This window comes from Rhodococcus sp. no. 34, from assembly GCF_054589475.1.
In genome coordinates, this window is sequence record NZ_BAAILK010000012.1 from 166,786 (window position 1) to 178,365 (window position 11,580).

At 62.0% G+C, this 11,580-nt stretch carries 13 protein-coding genes; 8 read left to right on the forward strand and 5 right to left on the reverse strand.

Going from position 1 to position 11,580, the window contains the following annotated elements; all coding sequences use genetic code 11:
* A partial coding sequence (locus tag ACYP01_RS01610) for a cbb3-type cytochrome c oxidase subunit I (protein WP_459678353.1) occupies positions 1–1,224 on the reverse strand: 1,224 nt, incomplete at its 3' end.
* Positions 1,225–1,426: 202 nt separating this feature from the next.
* On the opposite strand from ACYP01_RS01610, the gene ACYP01_RS01615 reads away from it, so the two are divergent.
* Complete coding sequence (locus ACYP01_RS01615; RefSeq protein ID WP_007733403.1) at positions 1,427–2,578, forward strand: NADH:flavin oxidoreductase; 1,152 nt, start codon at positions 1,427–1,429, stop codon at positions 2,576–2,578.
* Between the two features lie 64 nt (positions 2,579–2,642).
* On the opposite strand, the gene ACYP01_RS01620 is transcribed toward ACYP01_RS01615, so the two are convergent.
* Positions 2,643–3,491, reverse strand: a complete 849-nt coding sequence (locus tag ACYP01_RS01620; RefSeq protein ID WP_037128502.1) for an aldo/keto reductase — start codon at positions 3,489–3,491, stop codon at positions 2,643–2,645.
* 130 nt (positions 3,492–3,621) lie between these two features.
* Here ACYP01_RS01620 and ACYP01_RS01625 point away from each other — a divergent pair, with 130 nt between their 5' ends.
* The 3 genes from ACYP01_RS01625 (at position 3,622) to ACYP01_RS01635 (ending at position 6,901) form a co-directional block, all read left to right on the forward strand.
* A complete protein-coding gene (locus ACYP01_RS01625; RefSeq protein ID WP_054188857.1) occupies positions 3,622–4,218 on the forward strand; it encodes a class I SAM-dependent methyltransferase in 597 nt (198 codons plus the stop codon).
* 66 nt (positions 4,219–4,284) lie between these two features.
* Positions 4,285–5,916 carry an ABC-F family ATP-binding cassette domain-containing protein gene (locus ACYP01_RS01630; protein ID WP_030535395.1) on the forward strand — a complete coding sequence of 544 codons (1,632 nt, stop codon included), beginning with the start codon at positions 4,285–4,287 and terminating at the stop codon, positions 5,914–5,916.
* Between the two features lie 145 nt (positions 5,917–6,061).
* Complete coding sequence (locus ACYP01_RS01635) at positions 6,062–6,901, forward strand: aldo/keto reductase (RefSeq protein ID WP_003940402.1); 840 nt, start codon at positions 6,062–6,064, stop codon at positions 6,899–6,901.
* Positions 6,902–6,913: 12 nt separating this feature from the next.
* On the opposite strand, the gene ACYP01_RS01640 is transcribed toward ACYP01_RS01635, so the two are convergent.
* The 3 genes from ACYP01_RS01640 to ACYP01_RS01650 all read right to left on the reverse strand — a co-directional run bounded on the left by ACYP01_RS01640 (position 6,914) and on the right by ACYP01_RS01650 (position 8,394).
* Positions 6,914–7,489, reverse strand: coding sequence for a TetR/AcrR family transcriptional regulator (locus ACYP01_RS01640; protein WP_047270901.1), 576 nt, complete (start codon positions 7,487–7,489; stop codon positions 6,914–6,916).
* Positions 7,490–7,903, reverse strand: a complete 414-nt coding sequence (locus tag ACYP01_RS01645) for a VOC family protein (protein ID WP_021332241.1) — start codon at positions 7,901–7,903, stop codon at positions 7,490–7,492. It lies immediately after the preceding gene.
* A 74-nt stretch (positions 7,904–7,977) separates the two neighbouring features.
* Positions 7,978–8,394 carry a hypothetical protein gene (locus tag ACYP01_RS01650; protein ID WP_003940252.1) on the reverse strand — a complete coding sequence of 139 codons (417 nt, stop codon included), beginning with the start codon at positions 8,392–8,394 and terminating at the stop codon, positions 7,978–7,980.
* 109 nt (positions 8,395–8,503) lie between these two features.
* Between ACYP01_RS01650 and ACYP01_RS01655 the strand changes: the two genes are divergently transcribed.
* From ACYP01_RS01655 to ACYP01_RS01670, 4 genes are read left to right on the forward strand one after another with little or no spacing between them, the layout of a single operon-like run.
* Positions 8,504–8,827 carry a helix-turn-helix transcriptional regulator gene (locus ACYP01_RS01655; RefSeq protein WP_003940147.1) on the forward strand — a complete coding sequence of 108 codons (324 nt, stop codon included), beginning with the start codon at positions 8,504–8,506 and terminating at the stop codon, positions 8,825–8,827.
* On the forward strand, positions 8,820–9,365 hold the full coding sequence (locus ACYP01_RS01660) for a hypothetical protein (RefSeq protein ID WP_003939943.1): 546 nt from the start codon (positions 8,820–8,822) through the stop codon (positions 9,363–9,365). The genes ACYP01_RS01655 and ACYP01_RS01660 overlap by 8 nt, the downstream gene beginning before the upstream one ends.
* A gap of 43 nt (positions 9,366–9,408) precedes the next feature.
* On the forward strand, positions 9,409–10,305 hold the full coding sequence (locus tag ACYP01_RS01665; protein WP_270008137.1) for an ABC transporter ATP-binding protein: 897 nt from the start codon (positions 9,409–9,411) through the stop codon (positions 10,303–10,305).
* Positions 10,302–11,495: an ABC transporter permease gene (locus ACYP01_RS01670; RefSeq protein WP_007733417.1), complete on the forward strand. Its 1,194-nt coding sequence runs from the start codon at positions 10,302–10,304 to the stop codon at positions 11,493–11,495. The genes ACYP01_RS01665 and ACYP01_RS01670 overlap by 4 nt, the downstream gene beginning before the upstream one ends.
* The last annotated feature ends 85 nt before the right edge of the window (positions 11,496–11,580 follow it).

The window sequence follows — 11,580 nt, forward strand, 5'->3', positions numbered from 1 at the left end:
ACCGAAGACCACGTAATGGAAGTGGGCGACGACAAAATACGTGTCGGTGACGTGGAAGTCGATCGGCGGGCTCGCGAGGATGACACCCGACAGACCACCGAACAGGAAGGTGATCAGGAAGCCGATCGAGAACAGCATCGGTGATTCGAAGGTCAATTGCCCCTTCCACATCGTGCCGATCCAGTTGAAGATCTTCACGCCTGTCGGCACGGCGATCAGGAACGTCATGAACGAGAAGTACGGCAGGAGAACAGCACCCGTCGCGTACATGTGGTGAGCCCACACCGCGATCGACAGAGCTGAAATCGCCAGTGTCGCATAGACCAATCCGGTGTAACCGAAGATCGGCTTACGGCTGAAGACCGGGAAGATCTCCGAGACGATACCGAAGAACGGCAGCGCGATGATGTACACCTCGGGGTGACCGAAGAACCAGAACAGGTGCTGCCACAACAGAACTCCACCCGACGCCGGGTCGAAGATGTGTCCACCGAGGTGACGGTCGACGAACAGACCCATGAACGCAGCGGTCAGCAGCGGGAACGCCATCAAGATCAGAATGCTGGTGATGAAGATGTTCCACGTGAAGATGGACATCCGAAACATCGTCATACCTGGTGCGCGCAGGCAGATCACGGTGGTGATCATGTTGACCGCACCGAGAATGGTGCCGAGGCCACCGACCGTCAGACCGAAGACCCACAGGTCGGCGCCGACGCCAGGACTGTGCACCGCACCCGACAACGGGGTGTACGCGGTCCAACCGAAGTCGGCAGCGCCGCCCGGCGTGAGGAATCCGCCGAGAACGATGAGACCACCAAAAGTGAAGAGCCAGAACCCGAATGCGTTCAGACGCGGAAACGCCACGTCCGGGGCACCGATCTGCAGCGGAAGTATGTAGTTCGCGAAGCCGAAAACGACGGGCGTCGCGTACAGCAGCAACATGATCGTGCCGTGCATGGTGAACAACTGGTTGAACTGCTCGTTCGAGAGGAACTGCATCCCGGGGACAGCCAGTTCCGCACGCATGAACAGGGCCATCAGGCCGCCGATCAGGAAGAACACGAAAGCCGTGATCATGTACATGATCCCGATCTTCTTGTGATCGGTGGTCTTGATCATGTCGAACATCCACGACCCCTTGGGATCACGGCGCTTCGGGTACGGCCGCTCCGGAATCGGCTCCAACTCTCCGGTCCGCTCGTCCGGCACCGTTGTCGTCATGCTCGCGCGTCCTCTTTCGTGCTCGATACCGCCTCAAGAACTTTCCGCACGACCATATCGCATGTTAATAGTTAATGCACAAACTAAGTGTGGTCGACGTGAGCATCTATCGAAAACCGAACGTAAGCAACCTTTTGCAGATTTCGGTGAGATAAAGTCAGGCGGCGGAATAGGTCGAGGGTCCGCCGCGTTGAACAAACCCGTGACTCTTCCCGACACATCGACAGCACCCGAGGCCTCCGCGTTGCGCGGCCTCTTCGAGCCTTTCGAGGTCAAATCACTCTCGTTGCGTAACCGTTTCGCCATGGCCCCGATGACGCGCGCCTTCTCGCCGGACGGAATCCCCGGCGCCGACGTAGCCGAGTACTACCGTCGTCGCGCAGCAGGTGGTGTCGGCTTGATCATCACCGAAGGCACGTACATCCCGGACCCGGCAGCCGGCCCGCACACCCGCGTACCGCGCATCTACGGCGATTCGAGCCTGGGCGGCTGGAAGTCGGTCGTCGACGCCGTCCACGCCGAAGGCGGATCGATCATTCCTCAGCTGTGGCACCTCGGGGTCGAACGCGGCGAGAACTCGCGCCTGAACCCCGAGGTCGAAACCGTCAGCCCCTCCGGCCTGGCACTGGACGGCACCCGCCTGGGACGAGAATTCACCACCTCTGACCTCGACGACTTGAAGCAGTCGTGGGTCGACGCCGCACTCAACGCGAAGAACACCGGCTTCGACGGTCTCGAGTTGCACGGAGCACATGGCTACCTGCTCGACGAATTCCTCTGGGCGGGAACCAATGTCCGAACCGACGGATACGGCGGATCACTCGAGGCCCGCACCCGTTTCCCGGCCGAGGTCGTCGCCGCAATCCGAGAGGCCGTCGGGGACGAGTTCGCGATCGTCTACCGATTCTCGCAGTGGAAGTCCGGCCATTACGACGCTCGTATCGCCCAGAGCCCGGCAGAACTCGGCCGCATCCTCACTCCACTGGTCGACGCCGGCGTCGACGTTCTGCATCCGTCCACGAGGCGTCATTGGGAACCGGCATTCGCTGAACTCGACGGTGAAGACGGCACACTCGGCCTCGCCGGTTGGACGAAGAAGCTGACCGGGTTGCCGACCATCACCGTCGGTTCGGTCGGACTCGATTCCGTGTTCACGACGGCATTCACCGGCGAAGCTGCATCTGCTGTCACCGGGCTGGAGCGTCTCGAAGCTCAGTACGAGAGGGGTGAATTCGACATGGTTGCCATCGGGCGCGCGCTGCTCGCCGATCCCGAGTGGGTCGAGAAACTCCGCACCGGACGCGCGGACGAGCACATCGCATTCACCGCAGAACATCGCACGCACCTGAACTGACCTCGCACGACAAAACGGCACTCCCGCAATTGTGGGAGTGCCGTTTGTGGGTCTGCCGGAAGTACTAGCTGCCGAGCGTGACCGGGTCGGGGCCGATGCGGCCGGCCGGGTCGTCGAGAGCACCGATCGCGTTGATCTGTTCCGGTGTCAGTTCGAATCCGAAGACATCGAAGTTGGCGGCGATACGTTCGGGGGTCACCGACTTCGGAATCACCACGTTTCCGATCTGCAGGTGCCAGCGAATGATCACCTGAGCCGCGGTGACGCCATGAGCGTCGGCGATAGCGGTGATGACGGGGTCGCCGAGAACGGTTCCCTGTCCGAGCGGGCTCCACGCTTCCGTCGCGATTCCCTTGCCGGTGTGGAAGGCGCGCAGTTCGGCTTGGTTGAACTTGGGGTGAAGCTCGATCTGGTTGAGGACCGGCACCTCACCGGTTTCACCGATGACACGCTCGAGGTTCTCGATGGTGAAGTTGGAGACGCCGATGGATCGAACCCGTCCGTCGGCCTTGAGCTTCTGGAATGCCTTGAACGTCTCGACGTACAGGTCCTTGGACGGAACCGGCCAGTGGATGAGGTACAGGTCGAGGTACTCGAGACCCAACTTGTCGAGGCTGGCGTCGAATGCCGCAAGCGTCGAGTCGTAGCCTTGGTCGTCGTTCCACAGTTTTGTCGTGATGTAGAGGTCTTCGCGGGCGATGCCGGATTCGGCGATCGCGCGGCCGACGCCCACCTCGTTGCCGTAGATCTTGGCGGTGTCGATACTGCGGTAGCCGGTCTTCAGGGCTGTGGAGACGGCTTCCTGCGTCTCGTCGTCCGGAACCTGGAACACACCGAATCCGAGTGCGGGGATCGTCTTACCGTCGTTCAGAACAATGGTCGGTACAGAGGTCACATCGTTGGTCTCGGTCATATATGGATCCAACGCGCGAGGGCCGGGAGGCATTCCCCGCCGAACCTCCGGGCAGTGCCCTTGTACCGCCCGAAATGCCGGTCTACCTTGGAAGACAAGTATTGGAATCGCCTCGAGAAAAGAGAGAGCGATGAATCTTTCATATCGTCTCGCCTACAAGGTCGGTGTCACTCCGTGGGAGCACACCGGGCACGGGTTCGACGCTCAACTGTCCGGCCTTCTGGATGCGATTCCCGTCCCGGAAGGTGGCCGTGCACTCGATATCGGTTGCGGCACCGGACGCCATTCCATCGAGCTGGCGCAACGCGGGTGGCACGTCACCGGCGTCGACGCCGAACAGGAACCGCTGGACAAAGCGCGCATACACGCGCGTGAAGCACACGTCGACGTCCGGTTCCTCCACGAGGACGCGGCAGACCTGCACATTGCTGTCGACGGCGGGCACCTGCTGGTGCTCGACATCGGCTGTTTTCACGGGCTCACCGATCATCAACGGCGGGACTACGGGAGATCCGTAAATGCGATCACCGCACCGGGAGCGTCCATGGTGATGTTCGCATTCGGACCGGGGCACCGTTGGCCGATGCCACACGGCGTCTCGGAGGAGGACGTCATGCGTGCATTCGACGGTTGGTCGATGGCCTCGAGCATGGCCGCGGACGTGAGTGAATCGCCACTTCCGGTCCGTGCGGCACATCCGTGCTGGTATCACCTGGTCCGTGGCTGACTGCTGTGCGCCTTTATTAACCGCCCGCGGTTAATAAAGGCGCACAGCACCGGGGATACTTCTCAGGTGACTGCAACACTGCGCATCAGCGGCCTCTCTGCTTCCCGGGGAGAACGCACCCTGTTCTCCGACCTCGACCTCACCGTTGCCCCCGGCGACGTCATCGGCCTCGTCGGCGCGAACGGCGCCGGCAAGTCGACGCTTCTCACCGCACTGGCCGGAATCGGAACTGCCGACGTCGAAGGTTCGATCATCCTCAGCCCGCCGGATGCTGCGGTCGGTTACCTCGCGCAGGAACCCGATCGCATCGAGGGTGAGACCGTCCTCGAGTTCCTCGGCCGCCGCACCGGCGTCGCCCACGCCGAGGAAGTCATGAACGCCGCAGCCGAAACCCTGGCCGAAGCCGAAGAGGATCTGTACTCCCCGGCACTGGAACGCTGGCTCGCTCTCGGCGGCGCCGACCTGCTCGAGCGCGCCGAGAAGGTGGTCGAAGAACTCGGTCTCGGAGTTCCACTCGATGCACATATGACGGCATTGTCCGGCGGTCAGGCCGCGCGCGCCGGCCTCGCGTCACTGTTGCTTTCGCGCTACGACATTCTCTTGTTGGACGAGCCCACCAACGATCTCGACCTACGCGGTCTCGAGCAGTTGGAGCGATTTGTCGCCGAGACGCGCGCAGCACTGGTTGTCGTGAGCCACGATCGCGAGTTCCTCTCGCGCACCGTCACCGGAATCGTGGAACTCGATCTGGCACAACAGGACATCGCCGTGTACGACGGCGGCTACGAGTCGTACCTCGCCGAACGCGAGATCGCCCGCCAGCACGCACGCGAGGCGTTCGAGGAATACGCAGGCACCCGCTCCGATCTCGAAGATCGCGCACAGATGCAGCGCAACTGGATGGAACACGGCGTCCGCAACGCGCGTCGTAAAGCCAAGGACAACGACAAAATCGGACGCGGATTGCGGACCGAGTCGACGGAGAAGCAAGCCGCGAAGGCCCGCCAGACTCAACGCCGCATCGAGCGACTCGAAGTCGTCGAGGAACCGCGCAAGGAGTGGGAACTTCGCATGGAGATCGCGGCGGCGCCGCGGTCCGGTTCCGTTGTCGCAACCACGAACGGCGCCAAGGTAACTCGCGGTCAGTTCACGTTCGGTCCGGTCACGACGCAGATCGACTGGGGCGATCGGATTCTCGTCACGGGCGCGAACGGGGCAGGCAAGACCACCCTCCTGAACGTCCTGCTCGGCAAACTCGTCCCGGACGAGGGCATCGCGTCGCTGGGTTCCGGTGTCGCGATCGGTGAGATCGATCAGGCGCGTGGATTGTTCGAAGGTGATCAACCAGTCGTGGAGGCCTTCGGTGCGCAGGTTCCGGACTGGCCCGATGCCGATGTCCGCACTCTCCTCGCCAAGTTCGGCCTGCGCGGACACCACGTACTCAGATCTGCCGCTTCCCTGTCCCCCGGCGAGAGAACAAGGGCTGCACTTGCTTTGCTCCAGGCTCGCGGCGTGAACCTACTGGTACTGGACGAGCCGACGAACCATCTCGACCTTCCGGCGATCGAACAGCTCGAGCAGGCAATGGAGTCGTTCGAGGGAACCCTCCTTCTGGTCACTCACGATCGACGCATGCTGCAGTCCACCCGAAGCACGCGCCGGTGGCGAATGGAGAACGGACAGCTCTTCGAGGAGTAGCCGATCGACTCTGCTTGCGCAGACAACCCGCGTGTGCAACTATTTATCAGGCGCACGCAATAGTTGCATGCGCGGCATAGGTGGCCCGCGGATGACATGATCCCCCGTCGAGCTGCCACATCCCAGTCCCGAAAGGCACTCTTCAATGTTGTCGATCCCCGACCGCACACTGACTCACGGAACCACCGGCGAGCCGATCACCATCCCGCAACTCGGGTACGGCGTTTTCCAGGTACCGGACGCACAGACCGAAGAGGTCACTGCCGCAGCTCTCGAGATCGGCTACCGCCACATCGACACGGCCGCGATCTACGGAAATGAAGCCGGAGTCGGCCGCGCCATCGCAGGTTCGGATATCCCTAGGTCAGAGCTGTTCGTCACCACCAAGCTGTGGAATGACGATCAGGGCCACGACCGAACACTCGCCGCTTTCGACACCAGCCTCGACAAGCTCGGACTCGACTACGTCGACCTCTATCTGATTCACTGGCCCGCGCCGGCAAAGGGCCTGTTCGTCGAGACCTGGGCGGCATTCGAGCAAATTCTCGCCTCCGGCCGCACCCGTGCGATCGGCGTGTCCAACTTCCTGCCCGAGCACCTCGAACTGCTGGCCCAGCACAGCGCGACCACCCCGGCCGTCAACCAGATCGAATTGCACCCCAGACTGCAACAGCACACTTCTCGGGAGTACGCCCAGAGTCGCAGCATCGAAATCGAGGCTTGGAGCCCATTGGGACAGGGAACTATCCTCGACGACCCGGCCATCGGGAAAATTGCTGCAGCACACGGCAAGAGCCCTGCACAGATCATTCTGCGTTGGCATCTCGAACAGGGCCACACCGTTCTGTCGAAGTCGGTCACGCCTGCACGCATGCGCGACAACGCCGCAATCTTCGACTTCGCACTCGATGCCGACGAGTCAGCGGCCATCGCAGCGCTGAACACCGACAGCCGTGTCGGGCCTGATCCAGTCGAATTGAACTGAATCGAAACGGCTTCAAGAATTTTCGTGGGGAGTCAACGTCAGCAGCACAGAATCGACGGACTGCTCGGCCAGGAGCGCGTCCAGCGGTAAGTGACGGAACAACGCTCGGTAATAGATCGGCGACGCCAGCGCGTCCAGGACGAAGTCCAGGTCGAAGTCGCTCCGTATGTCGCCGCGTAGGCGCGCCGATTCCAGCACTGCCGCAGTGGAATCGCGTCGAGGCTGAAAGAATGCCGACTGGAAATCCCGCGCCAATTCCGGGTCCGCCGCCAGATCCGCGACCAACGCGGGCAGGATCCGCCCGACTACCGTTTCGCTCAGCCCCACAACCAATGTCGTGATGCCGGCGACGAGGTCTGCCCTGAGATCGCCGGTGTCCGGCGTTGGATCAGTGCCGATGTGCGCCACGACGACGTCCACCACCAGATGCCGCTTCGACGGCCATCTCCGGTAGATGGCGGGTCGATGCACGCCCGCTCTCGTCGCCACCGAACCGATCGACAGCTCCGCATATCCGTTCTCCCCCAACAACTCCAGGGTTGCCGCCAGAACGGCGGCGTCGATCCGCTCGTCGCGGGCGCGCACCATCTACAGCACCGGCCGCGGCATGAGCACCAGACGCCAGCCGTCGGGATCTTCGAAAGTCATCCCCGCATTCTCCTCCCAGTACGGATTCTCGGCGCCAACGGGTTCGTGCCCTGCTTCCCCCAACCTCTGAACTACCTCGTACATCGCCGACTCGCCGGCGAAGTAGAGCACCAACAGGTTGTCCTGCGTCGGCGCCGGGCACGGGCTTCCGTCTTCGTGGGTCGTGAATTCGAGGTGATAGTTCGAATCCGGCAGACCCAGCATGATTCCGTCGTACCCGGCATGACCGGAGAACCGGTAGAGCTCTGGCAATCCCAGACAGTCGCGATAGAACGCAATCACGTCGTCGAGCCTGTCGGTGGGTCGCGCTACGCGCACTTGCACTACTGCGAGGTCGTTCGGCCAAGTTGTCATTCCAAAACAGTACAGTACGTACCGTAATGTTTCGAGAAAATGGCTGCCAGCCTCCCGACGGCAGCTCGCTTCAACTACAAGCGATCATTCTCCGGAAACGCCGCCTTGGGCATGAACTTCGGCCTGGCGAACAGCACAGACAGTTTAGTGGGCTGCGACTCCACCGGGCGATCGGACCGGTACAGCAACGCCTGCTGCGGGGTACTCACCCATTCACTGGCGAAGATCTCACCGAGGCGCGAAACCGGCACGTGCGACCCGTCCTCGAGTCGAACGGTGACGTCCGCCCCGATGTCCGACTGGCCGTACACGACCCACCACGATTCGCCTTCCACATCCCCCGGAGTGTGCTGCCCGATACCGATGACTGCACCCTTCTCCATCGGATCGCGCCAGACCGCTTCGCGCCCTTGCGGTCCCACGCAGTAGCTACCATCCTCGCGCACCTGCACGACCAGGCCGGACTCTTCGAGCACCAACTGTTCGACCACTATGCCAAGCCCCTTCCGTTGCCCGAACCTTATCCGCCGGCACGCCCCAGAAGCGGAACAATCGCGGTTCGTGTTGACAAACTGTTGGGTTTTTACAACACTTTGATGCATGAGCCCAGTCCGGCGGGGAGACGCGCTCCCCATCTTCAATCGCATCGGAGTGCTTCGCGCCGAGCGGAAGATGAGCCGGGCACAGCTTGCGCAACTCGTCGACGTGAATCCGCAGACGGTGGGGGCACTCGAACGCGGTGACCACTACCCCAGCCTGGATCTTGCATTCCGAATCTGCTGGGTGTTCGACCTCCCGGTGGAGGCGGTGTTCTCCCGGACGGAGTTCGGGCCGCTGTCGACGGAGGTCTACCGGAATGCACCGTCGACGGAGGTCTACCGATCTGACCGCACTACCGAGGGGAGTGAAAAGCCAAGTGCCTGAATCAAATCTGATCGACCGCTACCAGGCCCACCGCACTCGGCGGTTCCTGCAGAACGAGGAGACGTTCCGACATTGGCTCCCGAATTGGCGAACCCGTCGACGTCGGCGCGTACTCGTCGTCGCCCTGGCGGTCCTGTTCACCACGATGGTTGCCGTCAGCACAGCATGCCTGTTCAATCCGCTCTTCGCCGTGGCATGGCCGGTCCTCACCCTGCTGTTCCTGCCGACGTGGTCCTCACTTCAAATCGTGTCGGGCCGGCAAGGGGATGCTCCGCGGCAGGCGTTGGACGAATGGGAGATCCAGCAACGCAACGACGCTCGCTCCGTCGGGCTCAGCGTGACCCAAACGTTGGTCTTCATTGTCGCCATTTTCCTCATTTTCACCTCGTCGGTGCAGTGGAATGTAGAGAGGCTGCCTTACACGGGAGGTTTATTGGCACTGACTGCAATGCTGATCGGCGCGTGCACGCCCGCGATGATTCTCTCGTGGACCAATCCAGACCCGGATCCGATTGATTCGGAAGAGTTCGATCTCTGACCCGTATTACCGAAGCGCACCACTCGACCGATGGGAAGGACCCATGTCAGCCACCCTCACGATCGACGGCATCTCGAAACGCTACGGCGACGTCGTCGCACTCGACAACCTGAGTTTCGAAGTGCGCCCAGGCGAGATCTTCGGATTCGTCGGCAGCAACGGCGCCGGCAAGACGACCACGATGCGCATTGCGCTGGGTGTGCTCGGAGCAGATTCGGGAGAAGTTCGCCTCGGCGGCAAACCCGTCGACCTCGACGTGCGTCGCACTATCGGATACATGCCGGAGGAACGCGGCCTCTACCCCAAGATGAAGGTGGGAGCGCAACTTTCCTATCTGGCCGAGCTACACGGACTGTCGAAGGCCGACGCGCACGCGGCCACTGAGCGGTGGACCGAACGTCTGGGCATCGCCGAACGCGTCAAGGACACCGTCGATTCCCTGTCCCTCGGCAATCAGCAACGTGTGCAGCTCGCGGCGGCGCTGGTTCACGACCCATCGGTACTCGTTCTGGACGAACCGTTTTCGGGCCTCGACCCCGTAGCGGTCGATGTCATGAGTGACGTGTTGGTCGAGAAGGCTCGCACCGGTGTTCCCGTAATCTTCTCCAGCCATCAGCTGGATCTGGTGGAGCGCTTGTGCGATCGCGTGGGCATCATCAGCCGCGGCAGCATGCGAGAGATCGGAACCGTCGACGAGCTACGAGGCAAGGGTGACGGCCGAATCGAAGTCTTCGCCCCTGACGCGCCGGTCGGTTGGGCACACCATCTGATCGGTGTCACCACACTGAGCCACCTCGACGGTCGAACGCTCCTGATCGTCGACGGAACCGCCGACGATCAGCAGATCCTGCACGCAGCATTGAAAACCGGACCGGTGCACGAGTTCACGCTACGACGTCCGTCACTGACCGATCTGTTCCGAGAGGTAGTAGCCGCATGAGCAACCAGTTGAGCGGAGGTCGAGCCATCGGGTTGGTCGCCCGACGCGAATTCATGACGCAGATCTCGAAGAAGAGTTTTGTGATCAGCAACGTCATCATTCTGGTCGCGATCATCGGCGGCATCATCGCCTTCTCGCTCTTCTCCGGCGGCGACGAGGACAAGTCGAAGATCGGCTTGGTCGGCAACCAATCACTCAGTGCCACGATGGTGTCCATCGGCGACACCCTCGGAAATCCGGTGACGGTAACGGAGGTTTCCGACGACGGCACCGCGCGTGATCAAGTCAAGGACGGCGACCTCGACGTGGCCGTGATCGCTGGATCGGGCGGCGGCGTCACTGTCGTGACCAAGAAGGAAGTAGCCACGAATCTGCGGGCCGTCATCGAGAGTTCCGTTGCACAGCAGGCACAATCGAATGCGCTTTCCGCTGCGGGGATCGACCCGGCTCAGCTCGCCGAAGCCACGTCCACCGCAGTGGTCACCATCGATGCCATCGATCCCCCGGATCCCGAACAGGGCCAACGTATAGCGATGTCGATCGCTGCTGTGGTGCTCCTGTACATGCAGATCCTGTTGTTCGGAACGTACGTGGCGATGGGCGTCGTCGAGGAGAAGTCCAGCCGTGTCGTCGAGTTGCTGCTCTCCACTCTCCGTCCACTGCAGTTGTTGTGGGGCAAGGTTCTCGGAATCGGTGCTGTCGGCCTGATGCAGATGGCTGCCTATGCCGTCGCGGGCGTCGCCACCGGACTGGCGACGGGTGTCCTGACCGTGACGGGCACCGCAATCGGCGTTCTGTTCGGCACTCTCGGGTGGTTCATTCTCGGCTTCCTCTTCTTCGCCGTGCTGTACGCCGCGGCCGGGTCCATGGTCTCGCGACAGGAGGACGTCAACGCCACCGCGATGCCTCTCGCGCTGCTCGTCATGGCAATGGTCAGCGTGGCTTTCGTTTCGGTGAGCAATCCAGAAGGAACCCTGAGCAACGTGTTGAGTTGGATTCCGCCGTTCTCGGCAATCCTCATGCCCCTGCGCATTTCCGCCGGTGTTGCTTCTCCGTTCCAGATCGTGGGAACGATTCTGCTGATGCTGGTCGTGACTGCTGCGCTGTCGATGATCGCGGCAAAGATCTACCAGCGCTCCATCCTTCGCATCGGCAAGGTCGTTTCGTGGAAAGAGGCGTTCGGACGCTGATTTATCCGGCACACAACTGACGCCACACGATCCCGGCAGCACCCCGTCCAGGTAGGTTCATCCTGGACGGGGTGCTGCTTACTTG

Excerpts from the sequence above, each read along its gene's own strand:
- ACYP01_RS01640 (WP_047270901.1), bottom strand. The coding sequence starts at position 7,489 with ATGGTGCGCGCCCGCGACGAGCGGATCGACGCCGCCGTTCTGGCGGCA.
- ACYP01_RS01665 (WP_270008137.1), top strand. The coding sequence starts at position 9,409 with ATGTCAGCCACCCTCACGATCGACGGCATCTCGAAACGCTACGGCGAC.
- ACYP01_RS01655 (WP_003940147.1), top strand. The coding sequence starts at position 8,504 with ATGAGCCCAGTCCGGCGGGGAGACGCGCTCCCCATCTTCAATCGCATC.
- ACYP01_RS01635 (WP_003940402.1), top strand. The coding sequence starts at position 6,062 with ATGTTGTCGATCCCCGACCGCACACTGACTCACGGAACCACCGGCGAG.
- ACYP01_RS01620 (WP_037128502.1), bottom strand. The coding sequence starts at position 3,491 with ATGACCGAGACCAACGATGTGACCTCTGTACCGACCATTGTTCTGAAC.
- ACYP01_RS01625 (WP_054188857.1), top strand. The coding sequence starts at position 3,622 with ATGAATCTTTCATATCGTCTCGCCTACAAGGTCGGTGTCACTCCGTGG.
- ACYP01_RS01645 (WP_021332241.1), bottom strand. The coding sequence starts at position 7,903 with ATGACAACTTGGCCGAACGACCTCGCAGTAGTGCAAGTGCGCGTAGCG.
- ACYP01_RS01670 (WP_007733417.1), top strand. The coding sequence starts at position 10,302 with ATGAGCAACCAGTTGAGCGGAGGTCGAGCCATCGGGTTGGTCGCCCGA.